Below are 1,671 nucleotides of genomic sequence, written 5' to 3'. Positions count from 1 at the left end.
GTCTGGCTCGCGGCCAAGGAGGGCAAGGTGGCACTGACGCCGGCGCAGTTGTCGATGCTCCTGGAGGGGATCGACTGGCGGACCCCGGAACGGACGTGGCGACCCCTTGCCGCGGGATAGTCAGCCAGTCGTGCAATCAATGATTCCCACAAGGAATACAGTGGGATAAACTGCGTGTATGCTCGATCAAGCCTTCACCCTGCCGGAAGACCCCGAGGAGCTGCGCAGCTTCACTGCGCGGCTTCTGGCCGAGGTGAAGTCGCAGGCGATCCTGATCGAGAAGCTTCGCCATCAACTGGCCGGTCACCGCGCCCATCGGTTCGGGGCATCGTCCGAGACGGTGGAACAGCTTCAGCTTGCCCTCGAGACCAGCGAGATCGCTGCCGCTGCTATGACGGCGCGGATGAAGCTGCCCGACATCGAGGAGAAGGACAAACCCAAGCGTCGTCCGATCCCGGACCACATCTCGCGGATGGAAGTGGAACTGACCCCTAGCTCCGATGCCTGTGCCGATTGCGGCGGCTGCCTGCGCCGGATCGGGGAAGATGTGACGGAAGAGCTGGAATACGTCCCCGGGCGCTTCATCGTGAACCGGATCGTCCGCCCTCGGCTGACCTGCTCGTGCTGCGAACGCTTCGTGCAAGCCCCGCTGCCCTCGCGCCCGATCGAGCGCGGTCGCCCGGGGCCGGGCCTCCTCTCCCATGTCTTGGTCAGCAAGTATGCCGACCACTTGCCGCTCTACCGCCAAAGCCAGATCTTCGACCGTGAGGGGCTCGATCTGGATCGCTCCACGCTGGCAGACTGGGTCGGCAAGAGCACGGCCTTGCTGGAGCCCTTGGCTGACGCCATTGGCCGCCACGTCCTGTCGGCCGAAGCGATCTTCGCCGATGACACGCCGGTGCGAATGCTCGCCCCCGGCACCGGCAAGACCCAGACGGCACGCCTCTGGACCTATGCCCGCGACGAACGGCCGTGGGCAGGAACCGCGCCACCGGCGGCTTGGTATCGGTTCTCGGGAGATCGGAAAGGCCAGCACCCCAAGGATCACCTCGCCCGCTTCCGCGGCTGGATGCATGCCGACGGCTATGCCGGATTCGAGGATCTCTACCGCTCCGGCGCCATCCGCGAGGTCGCCTGCATGGCCCATGTCCGGCGCAAGTTCGTCGACATCCACAGGTCGCAAGGCTCCCCGATTGCAGAAGAGGCCATCGGCCGGATAGCTCAACTCTATGCCGTCGAGAAACAGGCCAAAGGGTCGCCACCTGAACGCCGCGCCGAATTGCGACGCGCCCATGCGGCCCCGGTCTTTGACGACCTGGAGCGATGGCTGGCCATGCAACTCACCACGATCTCTGGCAAATCCCCGCTGGCCGCGGCTATCCGATATGCCCTGACCAGAATGGAACGCCTGCGCCCATACCTCGACCACGGCATCCTAGAACTCGACAACAACGCTGCCGAACGTGGCATGCGCGCCGTCGCCCTCGGCCGTAAAAACTACCTCTTTGTCGGCTCCGAGGCAGGCGGCAAGGCCGCCGCCATCGCCTACACCCTAATCGAAACGGCCAAGCTAAATGGTGTCGACCCACAGGCTTGGCTCGCCGACACTCTTACGCGCATCTCGGACTACAAGATCACCAAGATCGATGAACTGCTGCCATGGCACTGGAA

1 protein-coding gene and 1 pseudogene are annotated in these 1,671 nt (G+C 64.3%); both read left to right on the top strand.

Features of this window, described 5'->3' with window-relative positions; translation table 11 throughout:
• Positions 1–120, top strand: a pseudogene (locus tag FHD68_RS19680) (IS66 family insertion sequence element accessory protein TnpB); the annotation flags it as partial.
• 58 nt (positions 121–178) lie between these two features.
• The coding region (gene tnpC / locus FHD68_RS18445) for an IS66 family transposase (protein ID WP_139086560.1) at positions 179–1,671 on the top strand (1,493 nt) is incomplete at its 3' end.

Source organism: Paracoccus marcusii (assembly GCF_006151785.1).
Lineage (GTDB): Bacteria > Pseudomonadota > Alphaproteobacteria > Rhodobacterales > Rhodobacteraceae > Paracoccus > Paracoccus marcusii.
This window is presented reverse-complemented; position numbering and strand designations above follow the sequence as displayed.